Source organism: Streptosporangium sp. NBC_01810, from assembly GCF_035917355.1.
Classification (GTDB): Bacteria; Actinomycetota; Actinomycetes; order Streptosporangiales; family Streptosporangiaceae; genus Streptosporangium.
The window spans coordinates 6,013,692-6,032,606 of sequence record NZ_CP109070.1 but is presented as its reverse complement, the minus strand read 5'-3'; the positions used below and the strand labels follow the sequence as shown (position 1 = coordinate 6,032,606).

Annotated in this window: 19 protein-coding genes; 15 read left to right on the top strand and 4 right to left on the bottom strand. The window is 68.6% G+C overall.

All coding sequences use genetic code 11. The features are described from left to right. Positions 1-77 precede the first annotated feature (77 nt). The 8 genes from OIE13_RS26685 (at position 78) to OIE13_RS26650 (ending at position 6,425) form a co-directional block, all read left to right on the top strand. The gene (locus OIE13_RS26685) at positions 78-1,127 is read left to right on the top strand and encodes an energy-coupling factor ABC transporter permease (RefSeq protein WP_326635428.1); all 1,050 of its coding nucleotides are present in this window, start codon (positions 78-80) and stop codon (positions 1,125-1,127) included. Then, positions 1,127-1,891 carry a cobalt ECF transporter T component CbiQ gene (cbiQ, locus tag OIE13_RS26680; protein ID WP_326635430.1) on the top strand — a complete coding sequence of 255 codons (765 nt, stop codon included), beginning with the start codon at positions 1,127-1,129 and terminating at the stop codon, positions 1,889-1,891. The genes OIE13_RS26685 and cbiQ overlap by 1 nt, the downstream gene beginning before the upstream one ends. Further along, positions 1,888-2,628, top strand: a complete 741-nt coding sequence (locus tag OIE13_RS26675) for an energy-coupling factor ABC transporter ATP-binding protein (protein WP_326635432.1) — start codon at positions 1,888-1,890, stop codon at positions 2,626-2,628. The genes cbiQ and OIE13_RS26675 overlap by 4 nt, the downstream gene beginning before the upstream one ends. Positions 2,629-2,733: 105 nt before the next feature. Further along, on the top strand, positions 2,734-3,072 hold the full coding sequence (locus OIE13_RS26670; protein WP_326635434.1) for an STAS domain-containing protein: 339 nt from the start codon (positions 2,734-2,736) through the stop codon (positions 3,070-3,072). Positions 3,073-3,215: 143 nt separating this feature from the next. Further along, positions 3,216-3,989 carry an SDR family NAD(P)-dependent oxidoreductase gene (locus OIE13_RS26665; protein WP_326635436.1) on the top strand — a complete coding sequence of 258 codons (774 nt, stop codon included), beginning with the start codon at positions 3,216-3,218 and terminating at the stop codon, positions 3,987-3,989. A gap of 10 nt (positions 3,990-3,999) precedes the next feature. Then, positions 4,000-4,764 (top strand): crotonase/enoyl-CoA hydratase family protein, encoded by a 765-nt coding sequence (locus OIE13_RS26660; RefSeq protein WP_326635438.1) that lies wholly within the window; start codon positions 4,000-4,002, stop codon positions 4,762-4,764. A gap of 155 nt (positions 4,765-4,919) precedes the next feature. After that, on the top strand, positions 4,920-5,576 hold the full coding sequence (locus OIE13_RS26655; RefSeq protein ID WP_326635441.1) for a rhomboid family intramembrane serine protease: 657 nt from the start codon (positions 4,920-4,922) through the stop codon (positions 5,574-5,576). A gap of 441 nt (positions 5,577-6,017) precedes the next feature. Further along, positions 6,018-6,425, top strand: a complete 408-nt coding sequence (locus OIE13_RS26650; protein WP_326635442.1) for a BlaI/MecI/CopY family transcriptional regulator — start codon at positions 6,018-6,020, stop codon at positions 6,423-6,425. A gap of 157 nt (positions 6,426-6,582) precedes the next feature. Here the strand turns inward: OIE13_RS26650 and serC are convergent, their stop codons facing one another. Together serC and OIE13_RS26640 are read right to left on the bottom strand one after the other, a co-directional pair. Beyond that, positions 6,583-7,692, bottom strand: a complete 1,110-nt coding sequence (gene serC, locus OIE13_RS26645) for a phosphoserine transaminase (protein ID WP_326635443.1) — start codon at positions 7,690-7,692, stop codon at positions 6,583-6,585. 202 nt (positions 7,693-7,894) lie between these two features. After that, entirely contained in the window at positions 7,895-9,001 is a 1,107-nt protein-coding gene (locus OIE13_RS26640; protein WP_326635445.1) for a citrate synthase 2, read from the bottom strand. Positions 9,002-9,170: 169 nt separating this feature from the next. Here OIE13_RS26640 and pdxH point away from each other — a divergent pair, with 169 nt between their 5' ends. From pdxH to OIE13_RS26615, 5 genes are all read left to right on the top strand, one after another. Next, complete coding sequence (gene pdxH / locus OIE13_RS26635) at positions 9,171-9,824, top strand: pyridoxamine 5'-phosphate oxidase (RefSeq protein WP_326635446.1); 654 nt, start codon at positions 9,171-9,173, stop codon at positions 9,822-9,824. 56 nt (positions 9,825-9,880) lie between these two features. Continuing rightward, the gene (locus tag OIE13_RS26630) at positions 9,881-11,128 is read left to right on the top strand and encodes an MFS transporter (protein ID WP_326635447.1); all 1,248 of its coding nucleotides are present in this window, start codon (positions 9,881-9,883) and stop codon (positions 11,126-11,128) included. 159 nt (positions 11,129-11,287) lie between these two features. Further along, positions 11,288-11,992 carry a metal-dependent transcriptional regulator gene (locus OIE13_RS26625; RefSeq protein WP_326635448.1) on the top strand — a complete coding sequence of 235 codons (705 nt, stop codon included), beginning with the start codon at positions 11,288-11,290 and terminating at the stop codon, positions 11,990-11,992. 117 nt (positions 11,993-12,109) lie between these two features. After that, a complete protein-coding gene (locus OIE13_RS26620; protein ID WP_326635449.1) occupies positions 12,110-14,335 on the top strand; it encodes an ATP-binding SpoIIE family protein phosphatase in 2,226 nt (741 codons plus the stop codon). A 52-nt stretch (positions 14,336-14,387) separates the two neighbouring features. Next, a complete protein-coding gene (locus OIE13_RS26615) occupies positions 14,388-15,161 on the top strand; it encodes an alpha/beta fold hydrolase (protein ID WP_326635451.1) in 774 nt (257 codons plus the stop codon). A 36-nt stretch (positions 15,162-15,197) separates the two neighbouring features. Here OIE13_RS26615 and OIE13_RS26610 read toward each other — a convergent pair whose 3' ends face one another. After that, the gene (locus tag OIE13_RS26610) at positions 15,198-15,359 is read right to left on the bottom strand and encodes a hypothetical protein (RefSeq protein ID WP_169750261.1); all 162 of its coding nucleotides are present in this window, start codon (positions 15,357-15,359) and stop codon (positions 15,198-15,200) included. A gap of 326 nt (positions 15,360-15,685) precedes the next feature. Between OIE13_RS26610 and OIE13_RS26605 the strand changes: the two genes are divergently transcribed. Continuing rightward, positions 15,686-15,979, top strand: a complete 294-nt coding sequence (locus OIE13_RS26605) for a hypothetical protein (RefSeq protein WP_326635455.1) — start codon at positions 15,686-15,688, stop codon at positions 15,977-15,979. A 103-nt stretch (positions 15,980-16,082) separates the two neighbouring features. On the opposite strand, the gene OIE13_RS26600 is transcribed toward OIE13_RS26605, so the two are convergent. Further along, complete coding sequence (locus tag OIE13_RS26600) at positions 16,083-17,228, bottom strand: acyl-CoA dehydrogenase family protein (protein ID WP_326828875.1); 1,146 nt, start codon at positions 17,226-17,228, stop codon at positions 16,083-16,085. Between the two features lie 241 nt (positions 17,229-17,469). On the opposite strand from OIE13_RS26600, the gene OIE13_RS26595 reads away from it, so the two are divergent. After that, a complete protein-coding gene (locus tag OIE13_RS26595) occupies positions 17,470-18,909 on the top strand; it encodes a hypothetical protein (RefSeq protein ID WP_326828874.1) in 1,440 nt (479 codons plus the stop codon). The last annotated feature ends 6 nt before the right edge of the window (positions 18,910-18,915 follow it).

Sequence of the window (18,915 nt, the reverse complement as noted above, 5' to 3'; positions counted from 1 at the left end):
GGGCGTTAATGCCACTAGCTTGCAAGTACAAGCCCATGGCCTAAAGTGGAGTCAAATCCGCGCTTCGGAGGCTTGTCGTGCACGTACCCGATGGCTTTTTCAACGCGGTGGTGTCGTTGTCGACGGGAGTGGTCGCCGCTGCGGGCGTGGCCGTCTGCCTGCGCGGCGCCCGCCGTGAACTCGACGACCGCACCGCCCCCATGGCAGGCCTGGTCGCCGCCTTCGTGTTCGCCGTCCAGATGCTCAACTTCCCGGTCGCCGCGGGCACGAGCGGCCACCTCCTTGGCGGTGCTCTCGCAGCGATACTCGTCGGTCCGTATACGGCGGTGTTGTGCGTGGCGGTGGTCCTCCTCGTACAGGCGTTCTTCTTCGCCGACGGCGGCCTGACCGCGCTGGGCGTCAACATCACGCTGATGGGCGTCGTCGCCGTACTGGTCGGGTGGGGCGTCTTCCGCCTGATCACCCTGAATGTGCGGGGCAGGGGAGCAGTGGTGGCGGCCTCGTTCGTCGCGGCGCTGCTCTCGGTGCCCGCCACGGCGCTGACTTTCACCCTGCTGTTCTGGATCGGCGGCACCGCGCCCATCGAGATCGGCACGGTCGCCGCGGCCATGGGCGGCGTGCACCTGCTCATCGGCATCGGGGAGGGCCTGATCACCGCGGTCACCGTCAGCACCGTCCTGGCGATCCGGCCCGACCTGGTGTACGGCGCCAGGGAACTCGTCGCGCCGCTGATCCTGCGCGGCGCGGGCGGCGACGTGACCGTCACCTCGGAGTCTCCGGCGTCCCCGGCACCGGTCGCCGCGCGCCGTCCCGGCTGGTTCCTGCCCGCCGGTATCGCGGTGGCGGCGCTGCTGGCGGGCCTGGTCAGCTTCTACGCCTCCTCCTCGCCCGACGGTCTGGAGCGCGTCGCCGAGGACAAGGGCTTCAGCGGACAGGCGGTCGACCACTCGCTGGGTGAGCAGCCGCTCGCCGACTACGGGGACGTGGGTGGCATTCCGGTGGGTGTGGCCGGTCTGATCGGCGTCGGGGTGACCCTCGCCGTCGGCGGCGGGTTGTTCTTCACGGTGCGCCGCCGTGGCGAGAGCGCCGAGGGCGGCGAGGACAGCGACAGGAAGGTCTCCGTCTAGTGGGGGCGGGCCACCACCATCGGCTCCACCGGCCGGGCGACACGCTCGTGCACCGGCTGCCACCCCAGTGCAAGCTGGCGGCGGTGGCCGGGTTCGCCCTGGTTGTGGTCGCCACCCCACGTGAGTGGTTCTGGGCCTTCGGCCTGTACGCCGTGCTCCTGGCCGCGGTCGCGGTGGCCGCGCGTGTCCCGGCGGGATTCCTGCTGCGGCGGATGGTGGTCGAGGTGCCGTTCGTGGTGTTCGCGCTGGCCATCCCGTTCATCGGGTTCGGCGAGCGGGTGACGTTCATGGGGCTCTCGCTCAGTGTCGCCGGTCTGTGGGCCGCCTGGAACATCCTGGCCAAGGCGACCCTGGGCGTGGTCGCGAGCGTGCTGCTCGCGGCCACCACCGAGCCACGGCTGATACTGCTGGGTGCCCAGCGCCTGAGGCTGCCGCCGATGCTGGTGCAGATCGCCATGTTCATGCTCCGCTACATGGACGTGATCCTGGAGGAGATGCGCCGGATGCGGGTGGCCCGGGAGTCGCGCGGGTTCGTGGCCAGGGACGTGCGGCACATCCAGGTGATCGCCAGATCGGCGGGTGCGCTGTTCATCCGCTCGTACGAGCGGGGCGAGCGGGTACACCTGGCCATGCTCAGCCGGGGCTACACCGGCTCGATGCCGGTCATCCAGGATCTGTCCGTCGCGTCGCGGCAGTGGCTCGTCGCCGGTATGTTGCCGGGTGCGGCGCTCGCCGTGCTGCTCGGGAGCTGGGGGGTCGCATGACCGCGCCGCCGCCCTCGTTGGAGGTGAGCCGTCTGGCGTACGCGTACCCGGACGGTACGCAGGCGCTGTTCGGTGTGGACTTCCGGGTGGAGCGCGGTGAGCGGGTCGCGCTGCTCGGGCCGAACGGCGCGGGCAAGACCACGCTGGTGATGCACCTCAACGGCATCCTGACCGCCGGCCACGGCACGGTGGCCGTAGCGGGGCTACCGGTAGGGAAGGGATCACTCAAAGAGATCCGCAGGCGGGTCGGACTGGTCTTCCAGGACCCCGACGACCAGCTCTTCATGCCGAGCGTCCGCGAGGACGTGGCCTTCGGCCCGGCCAACCTGGGGATCACGGGCGAGGAGCTGGAGCGCCGGGTCAAGGACGCGCTGGAGCGCGTGGGCATGCTGGAGACGATCGACCGGCCGCCGCACCACCTGTCCTTCGGCCAGCGCCGCCGGGTCGCGGTGGCGACGGTGCTGGCCATGGAGCCGGAGATCCTGGTGCTCGACGAGCCGTCGTCCAACCTGGACCCGGCCTCCCGCCGAGAGCTCGCCGAGATCCTCAGAGGGCTCGACGTGACGGTCCTGATGGTCACCCACGACCTGCCCTACGCGCTGGAGCTGTGCGAGCGCTCGCTCATCCTCTCCGGGGGAGTCATCGCCGCGGACGGGCCGACCCGCAAGATCCTCGCCGATGCCGACCTGCTCGCCGCCCACCGGCTCGAACTGCCCTACGGTTTCGCGGCCCCCTGACCCCGGGGCGTCTCGGCTGCGACTTCCTGTGAAGGATCGCGCACGACCTCGCGTGCGGTGGTGGCGAAGTAAAGTGGGTTTGCCCTTTGGGCGCGAGGAGGACTGATGAAGCTACGGCTGGCTCGCCGCGCGGTCGGCGACGCCGTGGTGGTGGCTGTCGAGGGCGAACTCGACCTGTTCACCGCTCCCTTCCTGCGAGACGAGGTCCGTGACGCGATCAAGCTGGACGGTGCGCGGCTGGTTCTCGACCTCACCGACCTGTCCTTCATGGACTCCAGCGGGTTGTCGGTGCTGATCGAGGCGTGGCGGCTGGCCACGAGCGGTGGCGGTGGGGTCTGCCTGGCCGCTCCCCAGGCGCCGGTGGCCCGGATCCTCCGCACGACGGGGCTCGACCGGCGGATCAAGGTCTATCCCGACGTGAGCAGTGCCGTCGGAGGGTTCTAGGCTCCGTTCCGTGGATCTTGCCGTGGCGAGGCGTCGTCTGACCGGCCGCGGTGGGCGAAGGGTCCAAGGGGCGGGACCTGGCATCGGAGAGATTTAACCCACCCCAAGTAGAACTTCATTCGGTCGCAGGTTAAAGTCCGCTCATGGACCTGAACGGAGCAGCAGCAATCATCTCGGGCGGTGCCAGCGGCCTTGGCGAGGCCACGGCTCGCGACCTCGCCGCGCACGGCGCCACCGTCGTCATCGCCGACCTCAACGAGGAGCGCGGCAAGTCCCTTGCCGACGAACTCGGCGGCGTCTTCGTCAAGACCGACGTGTCGGACGAGACGCAGGTACAGGCGGCCGTGGACGCGGCCGTGGCGACCGGCAAGCCGCTGCGCGTCGTGGTGAACAGCGCGGGCATCGGCTGGGCCAGCCGGACCGTGGGTCGCGACGGCTCTCCCCATGACCTGGCCTCCTACCGCAAGGTCATCGAGGTCAACCTGATCGGCACCTTCAACCTCATGCGCATCGGTGCCGCGGCGGTCGCGAAGACGGAGCCGGTCGACGCGGACGGCCAGCGCGGAGTTGTGATCAACACCGCCTCGGTGGCGGCGCTGGAGGGGCAGACCGGCCAGGTCGCCTACTCGGCGTCCAAGGGTGGCATCGTCGGCATGACCGTCCCGGCCGCGCGCGACCTCGCCGCCGTCGGCATCCGGGTCAACACCGTCTGCCCGGGCATCATCGACACCCCGATCTACGGCTTCGCGGCCAACGCCGAGGAGTTCAAGGCCAAGCTCGTGGCCCCGGTGGTCTTCCCCAAGCGGATGGGACTGGCCTCGGAGTTCGCGCAGCTGGTCCGCTCGCTGATCGAGAACGACTACATGAACGCCGAGACGATCCGTTTCGACGGCGGTATCCGCTTCCAGCCCAAGTAGGAGTCATCCGGTGTCTGACGAGGTTCTGGTCGAAGTGGACGGCGGCGTGGCCGTCATCACGATCAACCGGCCCAAGGCCAGGAACGCCATCAACGGCGCGGTCGCCCGGGGCGTCGCCGCCGCGCTGGACGAGTTGGAGGAGCGCAAGGACGTGGCCGCCTACGTCCTCACCGGCGCCGGTGGCACGTTCTGCTCGGGCATGGATCTGAAGGGCTTCCTGGCCGGGGACATCCCGGTCGTGGAGGGCAGGGGATTCGGCGGCATGGCCGAGGTGCCGCCGAAGAAGCCGCTCATCGCCGCCGTCGAGGGCTACGCCCTGGCCGGAGGCTGCGAGCTGGCGCTGGCCTGCGACATCATCATCGCCTCTGAGGGGGCCAAGTTCGGGCTGCCCGAGCCAAAGCGAGGCCTGATCGCGGGGGCCGGCGGCGTGATGCGGCTGCCGCGGCGTATCCCGTACCACATCGCCATGGAGATCGCCCTGACCGGCGACCACTTCCCGGCCTCCCGGCTGTACGAGGTCGGCCTGGTCAACCACATCACGCCCGTGGGTGAGGCGCTGGCCAAGGCCGTCGAGCTCGCGAGGAAGATCGCCGCCAACGCCCCGATGGCGCTCGCCGCGACCAAGCGTGTGATCGTCGAGTCCGCGGACTGGAGCCTCGACGAGATGTTCGAGAAGCAGGGCGAGATCATCAGCCCGGTGTTCGGTTCCAAGGACGCCATGGAGGGCGCGGCGGCCTTCGCCGAGAAGCGCGCCCCCCAGTGGAAGGGTGAGTAGACCCCCTTCGGATTCCGGAGGGGATTCGCCGGCCGGGTGTGATCGATGGATCACACCCGGCGCGTTCATGGCCGGGAGTGCGTACGGTAAAGGTGTGGGCAGGTGCGGCGGGGGCACTTGACGCCCACGACACCGCTCCAAGGCCAGGAGAGTGAATGAACGACCACGCGACCGGGATGACCCCCACCGGCCGATCCTCCGGCGACCTCCTGAAGCGCAGGGCGGGAAACCTGGCGGCGGGCGCGCTGGGCGCCGCGATCGTCAACGTCCTCCTGGTCGGCGTCATGTGGGTGGTCGAGATCGTCGACTACGTGCTGCCGGGAGAGGGAACGCTCGACGCCTACGGCATCTGGTCCTGGGTCCCGGAAAGTCTGGGCGGCATCCTGCTCGCCCCCTTCCTGCACGGCGGCTTCGGCCACCTGATGGCCAACTCGCTGCCCCTGCTGATCCTCGGCTTCCTCGCCGCGCTGCGCGGGATCGGCCGCTTCCTGGCCGCCAGCCTGATCATCGTCCTGGTCAGCGGCCTGGGCATCTGGTTCGTCAACGAGCCGAGGGTCCTCACGGTCGGTGCCAGCGGCCTGGTCTTCGGTTACTTCGGCTTCGTCGTCGCCCGGGGCCTGTTCGACCGCCGCGTCCTCGACATCGTGATCGGCGTCGGAGTGGCGATCACCTACTACTCGATCATCTGGGGAGTGCTCCCCGGCGAGGCGGGCATCTCCTGGCAGGGGCACCTGTTCGGCCTGATCGGCGGCGTCATCGCGGCCTGGGTGGTGCGCCGTAGGCGTCACCGGGGCCTCTCCCCCGCCTACTGAGGCTCCGGGCCTCTTCTCTGCCTACTGAGGCTCCGCGCCTTTTCGCCGCCGTCCTGCCCGCCGACCGGGCTTCGCCCTCCGCGCCACGTGGGCTCACCGCTCTCGCGGCGGCCTTCCAGGCCGGCTCTTAGGTGGTTCGCCCCGAGATGGTTGCTGTGCGGGGCTGTAAGGGCTCTGTAAGGCTTTGTGGTGCTACTGGAATGTCCGAGGCTGGATTGGGTCGTGTGCGACCTTCAGGATCGAATGGGGGCGATCTGGAGCACGATCTATTAACTGGAGCACGATCTATTAAGAGGGTCGATATTTACCAGCTATGGCCGCATCGATGGATTTAAGTAACAATATGACCAAATTTCATGTGTGACCCTGCCTGGCCGCGTGCCCGTACATGTTCTCCAGGGCCATTCGTAGCCGGGCGCGACCCTCGAAAGGTGGCCGCGGGTGAACCTGGGATCCCTGGAACGCGCGATCATGGACGTGCTGTGGGGCTGCAAGCAACCACTGCTGGTCCGCCAGGTGCAGGACATGCTGAACCAGGACGCGGAACGGAGCCTGGCCTACACCACGGTGCAGACCGTCGCCGAGCGTCTCGTCAGGAAGGGCCTGCTGGAGAGGGCACCCGTGCGTAACGCCTTCCGCTACACCGCCAGCCGTTCCCGGGACGAGCATGTGGCGGGGCTGATGCTCGCGGCCCTGGCGGGTAGCCCCGACCGGGCTCCCGTGCTCTCGCGGTTCGCGGAGGGAGTGGATCCGGACGACGCCCTGCGCCTGCTGCACGAACTGGCCCGGCGCGCGGGGGAGCAGGCGCACACCCCGGGCGCGGACGTGCCCCCGAGTTCCCTGACCTAGATCTCCGACCCCGAGTTCCCTGACCTGGATCTCTGCCCTGGATCTCCGGCCCCGAGTTCCCTGACCTGGATCCCCGCTCCCGCGCGGGAGTGGGGATCTCACCGGATGAGGCCCGGCGGTGCCGGGTACCAAGCCCGGAACCGCCGCAGGAGCGGGACTACAGACGCTCGACCACGTAGTCGACGCAGGTGGTCAGGGCCTCGACGTCGTCGGGGTCGACGGCCGGGAACATCGCCACGCGCAGCTGGTTGCGGCCGAGCTTGCGGTAGGGCTCGGTGTCGACGATGCCGTTGGCGCGCAGGATCTTGGCGATCGCGGCGGCGTCGACGTCATCGGAGAAGTCGATCGTGCCGACCACGTTGGAGCGGAACTCCGGACCTGCGAACGGGGTGGTGTAGGAGGTCTTCTCCGCCCAGGTGTAGAGGCGCCGGGCCGACTCGGCGGTGCGGGCGGTCGTCCAGGCCAGGCCGCCGTTGCCGTTCATCCACTCGATCTGCTCGGCGAGCAGGAAGAGCGTGGCGACCGACGGGGTGTTGTACGTCTGGTCCTTGGAGGAGTTGTCGACGGCCACCGGCAGGCTGAAGAAATCGGGGACGTAGCGCCCGCTTGAGGCGACCTCATCGACCCTGGCCAGCGCGGCCGGGGACATCAGGGCGATCCAGAGGCCGCCGTCGGAGGCGAAGCTCTTCTGCGGGGCGAAGTAGTAGACGTCGAACTCGCTCGCCTCGACCGGCAGGCCGCCGGCGCCGGAGGTGGCGTCGACGAGCACGAGCGAGCCCTCCTCGCCCACGCGCCTGATCGGCATCGCGACGCCGGTCGAGGTCTCGTTGTGGGTGAGCGCGTAGACGTCGACGCCCTCCTCCAGCCTGGCCTCGGGGTGGCTGCCGACCTCCGACTTGATCACGGTCGGGTCGCCCAGCCACGGGGCCTTGGCCGCCACGGAGGCGAACTTGGAGGAGAACTCGCCGAAGTTCAGGTGCTGCGACCTGTCACGGATCAGCCCGAAGGCGGCGATGTCCCAGAACGCGGTGGTGCCGCCGTTGCCCAGGACGACCTCGTACCCCTCAGGGAGGGAGAACAGCTCGGACAGCCCCGCGCGGACGCGCCCGACGAGCGACTTGACCGGCTTCTGGCGGTGCGAGGTGCCCAGGAGGCTGGAACCGGAGGCCGCGAGAGCCGAGAGCTGCTCGGGGCGCACCTTCGAGGGCCCGCAGCCGAAACGGCCGTCGGCGGGCTTGATGTCAGAGGGAATCACGATGTCAGCCACATGACCAGCCTACTGAGCCCGCAGATCGATCCAGGACGAGGTCCGGATTTTGAGACGAGACGTGGGATGGTTTTGGGCCTAGTGGGGTGATCACGGGGCGGGAACCCGGAAGGAGAGCGGGGCAGAGGGCCTCGAAGGGCCGGGAACGGCTGTCGCGCGAGACACCCACGCGACAGCCGTATGAGACGGGAACTCGGAAGGGTCAGAAGGAGTGGACGGCCTCGGTGGCGCCTGGGACGTCGTGGACCGAGCGCTGAGGGGGACCTACATAGTCGGCGCTGGGGCGGACAAGCCTGCCCGTGCGCTTCTGCTCCAGGATGTGGGCGGCCCAGCCCGCGGTGCGGGCGCAGGTGAACATCGAGGTGAACATGGATGAGGGAACCTGGGCGAAGTCCAGGATGACCGCGGCCCAGTACTCGACGTTGGTGGCGAGCACCCGGTCGGGCTTGCGGGCGTGCAGCTCCTCCAGCGCGGCCTTCTCCAGCGCCGCGGCGACCTCGTAACGCGGTGCGTCGAGTTCCTTGGCGGTGCGGCGGAGCACCCGTGCCCTGGGGTCCTCGGCACGGTAGACGCGATGACCGAAGCCCATGAGGCGCTGGCCCTTGTCGAGTTCCGACTGCACGTACTTCTTTGCGTCGCCGACCTGCTCGACGCCCTCGATCATGTGCAGCACGCGCGCGGGCGCACCGCCGTGAAGCGGCCCGGACATGGCGCCGACCGCACCGCTCAGCGCCGCGGCGACATCGGCTCCGGTGGAGGCGATGACCCGGGCGGTGAAGGTGGAGGCGTTCATGCCGTGCTCGGCGGCGGACGTCCAGTAGGCGTCGATGGCCTTGACGTGCCTGGGGTCGGGTTCGCCCTGCCAGCGGATCATGAACCGCTCGACGATGCTCTCGCCCTTGTCGACCTCGCTCTGGGGGACCATCGGCCTTCCCAGGCCGCGCGAGGACTGGGCGACGAAGCTCAGGGCCGTGACGCTGGCCTGCGCCAGGTTGGCGCGGGCCTCATCGTCGTCGATGTCGAGCAGCGGCTTGAAACCGTACGCGGGGGCCAGCATGGCCAGCGCACTCTGCACGTCGACGCGGATGTCACCTGAGTGGACAGGAATGGGGAAAGGCTCGGCCGGGGACAGACCCGGCTGGAACTTGTTGTCGACAAGCAGGCCCCACACGTGTCCGAAGGAGACACGGCCGACCAGCTCTTCGATGTCAACGCCCCGGTAGCGGAGGGCGCCCCCTTCTTTGTCCGGTTCCGCGATCTCCGTCTCGAAAGCTACTACGCCTTCGAGCCCGGGTTTGAAGTCGGACATTTTCGGCTGCCTCCCTTTCTTGAAGTCAAAGCCTTGATGTCGAGATACCGGCGGGTCATATTCAACCCCCTGAGCTGAGGCGGTGTGCCGCCGGACCCGCCAAAGCGCGATCGCCGCAGGTGGGGGGCGCTGCGCGGGCTTCCAGCTCGGCACGCGAGAATACCTTCCCGTGGATGCCGCATCGCGACCGCCCTCGATGGAGGGACTTCGCCGCACGTACCAGGGGCTGCCTCTCCTTGAGGCGGACCTCGCCCCCGACCCCGTGTCGCAGTTCGCCGCCTGGTTCGGCGACGCCGTGGACGCCGGGCTTCCAGAGCCGAACGCGACAGTGCTGGCGACCGCCTCGGCGGGTGGCCGGCCGACTGCCAGAACCGTGCTGCTCAAGGGCTACGACGAGAACGGGTTCGTCTTCTACACCAACTACGAGTCGCGCAAGGGCCGTGACATGGCGGAGAACCCGAGGGCCGCCCTGCTGTTCCCCTGGCACTCCATCCGCCGCCAGGTGCGGGTGGAGGGGGCGGTGGTACGGCTGCCGCGCGAGGAGTCGGCCGTCTACTTCAGATCCCGGCCCTACGGGTCGAGGATCGGCGCCTGGGCATCGCGGCAGTCCGCGGTCGTGCACTCCAGGGACGAGTTGGACGCCCGCTACGAGGAGCTGTCGGAGCGCTGGCCGGAGGATCCGCCGGTTCCGGACTTCTGGGGTGGGCTGCGCGTGGTGCCGGCCGAGGTGGAGTTCTGGCAGGGCCGTACCGACCGCATGCATGACCGCCTCCGTTACCGGCGCTCCGGCGCCGGCTGGATCGTCGAACGCCTGGCTCCATGACACCCTGCCCGCTCTTTGCTGATATATCCACGTATGTCCGGTAGCGAGGGAGCGGTGTGAGGTTCGGAAATTTCGTCCGTAGGCACGCGGCCGACACACGCCCGCTCGGCATCCCCGCCTACCGGCGACTCTGGGCCGGTCAGGGTGTGTCGTTCATCGGCTTCCAGCTCACCTCGGTGGCCGTCAGCGCCCAGATCTACGACATCACGGAGTCGTCCTTCTGGGTCGGCATGCTCGGCCCCGCCAACCTGATCCCCCTGATCGTCTTCGGGCTCTGGGGCGGCGCGATCGCCGATGCCGTCGACCGGCGCAGGCTCCTCATCATCGGTGCGCTGATCGCCTGGTCGGGGACGCTCGCACTCCTGGTCCAGGCAGCCCTCGGGTCGACGAGCATCGGCCTGTTGCTGGCCACCGTGGCCCTGCACGCCACAGGGTTCGCCATCACGGGCCCGACCAGGGGCGCCATCATCCCCAGGCTGGTCCCGGCCGATCTGGTTCCGGCGGCCAACACCCTCAACTTCCTGGTGGGCGGCCTCGGCACCGTCGTCGGGCCGTTGATCGGCGGGGTCGTGCTCGCCCAGAGCGGCTTCGCCGCCGCCTACCTGATCGACGCGCTGCTGTTCGGCGCGGGCTTCTACGCCGCGGTGAGACTGCCGAGACTCGAACCGATCGGCGAGGTGACACGCCCAGGCCTGCGGTCGGTCGTGGACGGCCTGCGCTACGTCTGCGGACACCCGGTCGTGCTGATGTCGTTCGTCGTCGATCTCATCGCCATGGCGTTCGCGCTGCCCAGGGCACTGTTCCCCGAGGTCGTGGCCGAGAGGTTCGGCGGATCACTGGTCGCGTTCGGCTGGCTGTCGGCCAGCATCGCCATCGGCTCGGTGCTCGGCGGGGTGCTGTCGGGCTGGGTGGGGCGGGTCCGGCGTCAGGGGGTGGCGCTCACGTACGTGATCGCCGCCTGGGGACTCACCGTCGCCGCGGCCGGACTCGCCGACCAGTTGTGGCTGATGGTCGCGCTGCTCGCGTTCGGCGGGGCCGCCGATCTGGTCTCCGCGGTGTGGCGGCAGACGATCCTGCAGACCCACGCGCCGGACGACATGCGAGGGAGGATGCAGGGCGTCTTCATGGTGGTGGTCGCCGGGGGTCCCAGGCTGGGGGACCTCCGGGCCGGGGCCACCGCCTCGTGGTTCGGGGCCACGGGGGCCTGGGTGGGCGGCGGGATCGTCTGCGCGGTGGCCGTGGTCGCGGTGGGGCTGGCCGTCCCGGCCTTCAGAAATTATCGCCCGCTCGCGAGCAGTGTTTGAGTAGTTAGGGAAGGATTTGGTGGCCCCCGGTGTTGCCGTCCTTTGCCATCGAGAGCCGTTCTCCCAATAGGGTCGTGTCTTCGAACTCCGAAGGTCCCGCGCCGCCCTCCCGGGAACACCGCGCGATGGACGTAGCATCGAGAGAGGACGGGAGGAACCTTGACCGCACACGGCCTGATCGACACAACTGAGATGTACCTTCGTACGATCTTCGAGCTGGAGGAGGAGGGCATCGTCCCCCTGCGCGCGCGAATCGCGGAGCGGCTCCAGCAGAGCGGTCCCACAGTCAGCCAGACGGTCGCCAGGATGGAGCGCGACGGCCTGGTCCGCGTCGAGGGCGACCGGCACCTGACCATGACCGACCTGGGACGCACTCTCGCGACCCGTGTCATGCGCAAGCACCGTCTCGCCGAGTGTCTGCTCACCCAGGTCATCGGCCTGCCCTGGGAAGAGGTGCACGTCGAGGCGTGCCGCTGGGAACACGTCATGTCCGAGTCGGTGGAGGCGCGGCTGGTCCGCCTGCTCAACAATCCCACGGAGGATCCGCACGGCAATCCGATCCCCGGCCTCGAGGAACTCGGCGTCGCGGGCCTTCCCGACGGGCGGCTGGAGTCGCTACCGTCGATGGCCGCGATGGCCGGACCCAGAGATATACCCGTTGTCGTGCGGCGAATTAGCGAACAAGTGCAAAGCGATCCGGCTGTGATGCTTAAACTCAAGCAAGTTGGGATACAACCCGGACGCGAGGTAACGCTCGCGGTGAGTGACGACGGTGTGCGGGTGACAGGTGACGACGAGGCGGGCAGTTTTCTTGCGGATCTCCCGCGAGAGATTGCCGCGCACGTTTTCGTCTCCATACGCTGACCGGGGCCCCTTAGCTCGGTTGGATCCCGTTCGGGAGTCCCTCCGCTCCCAGGCCGAGACTGCAGGAGCAACCGTGGTTCGCTTTGCACACACCCGCCCCCGAGGGGCGGTCACCGGATGAAGCGGTGGGGGGATGTTTCCCAGGATGCCGCTGATCACCTTACGGCTGGCTCCGTCCTAGATCATGCTGAGATGGCGGTGGTGGTCACCGACAGGTTCAGCAACCTGCTCTACTGGAACCCTTTCGCGGAAAGGCTTTTCGGGCGCCCGGGCACATCGGGGCCCCGTGACCGGTCCCTCTCCCTGGGCATCATGGAGAAGGATCATCCGCTGGCCGTCGAGCTCTCCAAACACGTCCTCAAGGGCGGCGTCTGGGAGGGCACGTTCGACGTCAGGCGCGGTGACGGGACGATCATCTACGTGCGGGCCCAGGCCGTGCCGCTGCGGCACCCCTCGGGAGCGGTGACGGGCATCGTCATCACCGCTCGCGAGGCGATGCGCAGCAACGAGCGGGAGAAGGACCGCTTCGGCCTGCTGGAGCGGATCGGCGAGCGCCTCGCCGGATCGCTCTACGTCGAGGAGACGCTCAAGCGCGTCGCCGAGATGCTCGTCCCGCAGTTCGCCGATCACTGCTTCATCGAGCTGATGGAGGAGGGGCGGCTGACCCGCAGGGTCTCCACACACGTCCAGGGCTGGAGCCCGCCGCCCAACACCTGGGCGCCGATCGGGGCGGAGATCCGCTACCCGGCGGGACATTACGCCGACATCGCGCTGCGCCGCCAGGAGACGATCCTCGTCGAGGACTTCTCCCAGACCAACTATCCCAGCCCCGGTGAGGCCAACACCCGCCTGGCCGCCGAGATCGGCATGACCTCGGCCATCGTGGCGCCGCTCTGCGTGCGAGGTGAGATCCTCGGGCTGATGTACCTGGGGCTGTCCAATCTGACCGACCGGCGTAGCCCGCACTACGACGCCTTCGACCGTGACTTCGTGGGGGCGATCGCCACCAGGGTCGCGCTCGCCGTCGACAACGCGCTGCTGTTCGAGGAGGAACGGCACACCGCGGAGTCCTTCCAGAAGCACCTGCTTCCCCGCGCGCTGCCGCAGCTCGACGGACTGGAGATCGCGGTCCGCTACTTTCCCGCCGCCCCCCTGGCCAGCCACGGGCAGGGCATCCAGACCCAGGTCGGCGGCGACTGGTACGACGTCATCCCGCTCTCGGCGGGCCGGGTCGGCATCGTCATCGGCGACGTCGAGGGCCGGGGCGCCAAGGCCGCGGCGGTCATGGGGCAGCTGCGGGCGGCCCTGCGGGCCTTCGCCCAGGACGACAAGCCGCCCGCGGAGATCCTCGCCAGGCTCGACGAGTGGACGCGCATCATCGCCACCCCGGAGCAGGACGAGAGCGGCACCGACATCAGCGTCCCGCCCATCGTCACCTGCCAGTACCTGGTGTACGACGCCTGGTCGCGGCAGCTGTCGTTCGCCAACGCCGGTCACGCCCCCCCACTTCTGCTCATCGGCGACACCTGCACCGAACTCGACATCCGTGAGGTCGGCCAGCCGCTGGGGGTCCGTGCCAAGGGCATGCACGCGGACCTGGTCTACAAGGAGGAGACGCGGAAGCTGCCCCCGGGGGCGGCGCTGCTCCTCTACACCGACGGGCTCGTCGACCGCCGCCCCATCCGCGACGCCGACGGCAGGCCGCCCAACGTCGAGGAGACGCTGGGGAAGCTCTGCGAGAGACTCATCGAGATCAGTGACAGCTCCGTCGAGCGCATCGCCGACGCCGCCACCGTCGCGGTGCCCGGCGAGATCGACGATGACATGGCCATCCTCGTGCTCAGGTCCGCCCCCGAGGACCTGGCCGTCGAGGAGCGCACCTTCCCGGCCCAGCCGATCATGGTGGGTGAGGCACGCCGGATGGCCTCGGAGGCGTTCGTCGGCTGGAACGTCCCCGAGGAGCGCGCCGAGCTCGCCTGCCTGCTGGTCTCCGAGGTCGTCACCAACGTCGTGCTGCACGCCGCCAGCGCCAGCATCCCGCGCAGGGAGCTGACGATGGACGGTCCTCCGCTGTCGTTCGACGAGTCCTGGGACATCCCCGGCTTCGAGGACGAGATCATCAACGAGAAGGAGTTCACGCTCCGGTTGCGCCGGGGCGGGGAGTCCGTCTGGGTCGAGGTCTTCGACCAGGACCTCCGGCTGCCGCGCATCCGTAGCGCGGGGGAGAACGACGAGGGCGGACGGGGCCTCTATCTCGTCGACCAGCTCGCCAAGCGCTGGGGTTCCCGACCTACGAAGGAGGGCAAGGCCGTCTGGTTCGAGATCCCCACCAGATCGCGCTGAGCGACACGCGGCAGAGCTGGAACAGGTGCCCGATCGGTGGTTGACTCGGAGCATGGAGCTGGCGTTCGAACGGCGTGGGACGGGCTCGCCCCTGGTCCTGCTGCACGGCATCGGGCATCACTGGCAGGCATGGTTGCCGGTGCTCGACCGGCTCGCCGCCGAGCGAGACGTGATCGCCGTTGACTTTCCCGGCTTCGGCGTCTCACCACCGTTGCCGTCCGGCACGCCGTACACGGCCGAAAGCCTGGCGGACGCGATCGAGTCCTTCTGCGGGGTGCTCGGCCTGCGCGACCCGCATGTGGCGGGAAACTCACTGGGCGGTTACGTCGCCCTCGAACTGGCCGCGCGTTCCGTGGTCCGCTCGGCCACCGCGCTCTCTCCCGCCGGGTTCTGGAACCGCAGTGAGCTCGCATACCTGCGAGTCGTCCTACGGGCCATCGGGACCTTCGCCCGCGGACTTTCCCCTGAACGGGCGCTCGCTCTCGCGGAGGACCCGCTGGGCCGCGTTCTCTCCGCGGGCCTCCTGGTCGCCCATCCCACCCGGCTCTCCCCGGAGGCGCTGCTCGCCGCTCTCCAGGCGCTCAAGGACGCCTCGGGGTTCGACGAGACCCTCGCCTCGTTCGCGGGACTGATGCCTCCCGCGCCGCCGAAGGTGCCGGTCACGATCGCCTGGGGCGAGCACGACCGGCTGCTCCCGCGCAGGCAGGCGGTAAGGGCCGCCAGATGGTCGGGGCAGCGGGTGAAACTGCTCAAGGGGTGCGGGCACGTGCCGATGACCGACGATCCCGAGTTGGTCGCGCGTGTGCTGCTGGAGGCATCCGCGTAGGGCGGGGTTTCCCGGTGTCCCGCCGGGGCACGCGCTCTAACGGAAGCTCTGCCCCCAGATGGCCAGCATCGCGATGACGAACACCACCATGACACCGGCGTACGCGACAGGGCCGAGCCGGAAGGCGCGCCGTACCCGATTCAGGCCCCAGGCGAACAGGAACGCCAGGAAGATCAGCAGAATCAGCCCGCTGTCCATCGTCACCCCCTCGGAGAAGTCTCCGCTGACCAGTATGCGGCGGCGGAGCCGTTTTCGCGGTGGGTAAACGCGATCCGGAACCCGTGAGATCGTTACGTTTTGTGAAAAGGACATCGAAGGTAACGCGTGCCCTGCTGATGGCAGCCCTGGCCGTAGGCCTCTCCGCATGTTCGAGTGGAGGGGGCGGGTCGGACGCATCGGCGACCGCGACCGTTACCGTTACCGCGACCCCTTCCGCTGAGGTTTCCCCGCCCCCGCCTGCGTCGTCTTCCCCCTCTCCGTCCGCTTCCGCGCCCCTGGAGGAACCTCCCACAGCGGCGCCGTCAGTGAACGTGCCGGGGGGCAGGGGCATCGATGACACGACGCGGGGGCGGATCGCCCTGCGGGAAGCGGACACGATCACGGTGACCTCCGGCAGTGACCAGGGGGTGAAAGCCCTCCTCGTGCCCTACACGGTCGTGCTCGACGCACAGGGTCTGATCTGCAGGGAGGGGAAGGCTCCGCACACCTGCTCCGTGGAGCAGCTACGGAAGGCTCTCGGCAAGGGCGACGTCCTCCTTGCCAAAGTGACGATCAAGGACGGGGTGGCCGTCCAGATCCAGGAGATCACCCAGGGGTGACGGCACCGGCCGGCCGATCACGGGAGACCGCTGTCTCGTCGTCGCGAGGACGGCGGTTCTCCCGTTTGGCGGTTCTCCCGTTTGGCGGTCAGGCCATGTCGCGTCAGAAGCCGAATGAGCGGCCGATGATCTCTTTCATGATCTCGGTGGTGCCGCCGTAGATGGTCTGGACACGGCTGTCGACCCAGGCCTTGGCCACGGGGTACTCCATCATGTAGCCGTAGCCGCCGTGCAGTTGCAGGCAGCGGTCGATGGCCTTGGTCTGCAGCTCCGTGGTCCACCACTTCGCCTTGGCGGCGTCCACAGCGGTGAGTTCCCCGGCGTTGAGGGCTCGGATGCACTTGTCCACGTAGTGACGGGCGATCTCCACCTCGGTGTCCAGCTCCGCCAGGACGAACCTGGTGTTCTGGAAACCACCGATGTTGCGGCCGAAGGCCGTGCGGCTCTTGCAGTACTCGATGGTCGCCCGCAGGACCGTCTCCGCCGCCGCCACCGCCATTACCGCGATCGACAGGCGCTCCTGCGGCAGGTTGGCCATGAGCTGGAAGAAGCCCTGTCCCTCCTGTGGCCCCAGCAGGTTGGCCGCGGGAACCCGGACGTTGTCGAAGAACAGCTCCGCCGTGTCCTGGGCGTGCATGCCGATCTTCTCCAGGTTGCGGCCCCGGCTGAAGCCCTCCATGCCCCGTTCGACGACCAGCAGCGAGATCCCGCGGGCGCCCGCCCCCGGGTCGGTCTTCGTGACCGCGACGACCAGGTCGGAGTTGATGCCGTTGGTGATGAAGGTCTTCTGGCCGTTGACCACGTAGTGGTCGTCCTCGCGGACGGCGGTCGTCCGGATGCCCTGCAGGTCGCTACCTGCGCCGGGCTCGCTCATCGCGATCGCGGTGATGAGCTCGCCACTGGTGAACCCGGGCAGCCAGCGGGCCTTCTGCTCGTCGTTGGTGAGGTCCACGAAGTACGGCGCCATGACGTCGTTGTGCAGCGAGTACCCCAGGCCGGTCGCGCCTATCGCGATGATCTCCTCGACGATCACGGCGTTGTAGCGGAAGTCGGTGATCCCCGCCCCGCTGAACTCCTCGGGCACTCCGAAACCGAACATGCCGATCTCTCCGGCCTTCTTCCACACCTCGCGGGGGACGATGCCGTCCTTCTCCCACTGGGCGTGATGGGGCGCCACCTCACGGGCCAGGAACTCGCGTACTGTCTCGCGGAAGAGCCGGTGCTCCTCTTCGAAGAGGTCTCGCTGCATTGTGTGCCTCCTAGGGGTCCGTGACACAGAATACAATTCTGTTACTTTGGGGTACACCTGATTGGGCGCCGCCGGTACGGCTTGCGGTGGTTTGTGGATGTACATCCAGATCACAAGTGCGCCACGGTCTCCGTACGTACCCGATATCTCGCTGCGCCGAAGATGGTTGAAACCGTACGATCTACCCTTGGTGTGCTATGGCTATGCCCGTTGACGGCAGCCTTTGTGATCGGAGTGTGTGGTGGTTCGGTGGCGATCTGGGCTCCGTAGATCTCTCGCGGTTTCGGCCCTGTGCCTTGTCGGCGGCGCGCTGGTCGCGCTGCCCTCCGAAGCGGCCGATGCCGGCATCGCCGAACTCGTGGTCGACTACGCGTGCACCGGAGGGGTCGCGCTGAACAACAGCACGGTCAACCTCCGGACGAAGGTGTCGATCCCCACCACGATCAAGGTCGGCGAGCCGCTCAACATCGGCTGGAAGCTCGGCTACAAGCAGGATCCGACCCGGTTCGGTTCACCCGACTTCTTCGCCCCCGGGAGCAAGGTCCTGGTCACCGGGAACGCCCAGCTCTCCGGCAGCTGGGTCGGTGTCCTGCAGCCGAAGGGCAGCCTGGACCAGGCCAATCAGCTCCAGCCGGGCAGCATCCTGAGGCTTCCCGAGGGGATCTCTGATTCCGCCCACATCGACCGGGTCGGGACGCTCAAGGTCAGCCCCAGGAAGTTGTTCGTGGACTTCATACCGCCGGCCGGCGAGGTCATGGTCAACGACGACGACCCGCGGGTGAGCTACCATGCGGCGGCCGACTGGACGTACCTGGGCAGCGAGCTTCTGAGCATCGGCGACTACGGCCGCGACCTCCACCGTACAGACAAGGTGAACTCCTGGGCCTCCTTCACGTTCACCGGCACCGGGATCGAGTACGTCGCCCGGCGCAGCAATGAAGCGGGGAAGGTCGGGTTCAGGATCGACGGCCAGGACGCCACACCGTCCTTCGTCGACGCCTCGAAGAATCCCGACGGCACGCAGACGAACGCCGCCCACGAGGGTGGGCTCACGCTGTGGAGGTTCAACGGCCTCAAGTACGGCGAGCACACCATCGAGGTCAAGAACCTGGAGAACGGCAAGTGGGCGCAGCTCGACGCCTTCCGGGTGATCACCAGGGAGCTGCAGAACCCGCCGAACGAGTACCGGGCCACCTGCTCGCTCGTCAGCGCGCCGGTCTCGGTGGACGTCACGATCTCCGCGGTGGGCGGGTCCCAGTCGCCCAACCCGACGGGCACGGGGACCGGGTCGCCGAACCCCACGGTCACGCCGACGACGCCGACCGCCACTCCCACCAACACCCACACCGGCACGTCGACCCCCACCCACACCGGTACGTCGACCCCCACCCACACCGGCACGACGTCTCCTCCGGCGAACGGGGTCAACAGCACGACCACCTCGACGCCGAAGCCGACCCTGACCGTGACCGCCACCGTCACCCCCACCCGGCCCACGCCCGTCGCGCCACAGGTGATCATCACGCCCAGCGGTGGGGCTCAGACCGGTGAGGCGCCGGCAGGAGGCTTCGGGCTGGGGCTTCTCGGCGCGGGAACGGTGATGGTGACCGGTAGCGCGCTGGGCGGTGTGGCCTTGATGAGGCGGCGGGCGGCACACGCGCGTGGCCAGAGGGATAGCTGAAGGAGA